Source organism: Acetobacter fabarum (genome assembly GCF_011516925.1).
Taxonomy (GTDB): Bacteria; Pseudomonadota; Alphaproteobacteria; order Acetobacterales; family Acetobacteraceae; genus Acetobacter; species Acetobacter fabarum.
In genome coordinates this window covers 1-536 of sequence record NZ_WOTG01000064.1, presented here as the reverse complement: position 1 = coordinate 536, position 536 = coordinate 1, and the positions used below count along the sequence as shown (strand labels likewise).

1 protein-coding gene is annotated in these 536 nt (G+C 60.3%); it reads right to left on the bottom strand.

Annotation, left to right across the window (positions count from 1 at the left end):
* Positions 1-150 precede the first annotated feature (150 nt).
* On the bottom strand, positions 151-480 hold the full coding sequence (locus GOB83_RS14725; protein WP_338420647.1) for a type II toxin-antitoxin system PrlF family antitoxin: 330 nt from the start codon (positions 478-480) through the stop codon (positions 151-153).
* Positions 481-536: the final 56 nt, after the last annotated feature.

The following is a 536-nucleotide window of genomic DNA, read 5'->3' as shown; positions in this document are numbered from 1 at the left end:
CATCGCCTGTGAGCGGACGACGTGACCATCAGCACCCAAAGCAGATCGGGTGCGCCAGCAGACTGCACAACCCGCACGACAAGAGCCGGGCGATGCTGACGGACGGGACGATTTGTATAGGGGAACGGAACCTTGATCAGGTCCCAGACCTCAAAGCCCGGCATAGGCCTGTTGATCCGCGACGGAATTCCACTCGCCGAATGTCGCGAAGGGATCATCCTGCTCCGCTGTTGCCAATACCCGGGTCAGGATGACCTGCCCGTTCTCCACGATATAGCCTATTTCGTCACCAGGCTGCAGGCCCAGTGTCGCACGGACAGCCTGCGGAATGGTCGTCTGGGACTTACTTGTGAGGCGGCCTCTGATCATGCCCCCAAGGTAAGGAATTTCCTTGCCATCCGCAAGTATTCTGTCGCCAGCGCCACATCCACACCCCCGGCATACCCCCATCAGGATGCAACTGGCAGAGGCCAGCAACACGCCATCAACCCGATCAGCGACTGCTCTTTAACCGAAGGGCTGACGCGCCGCAGGCG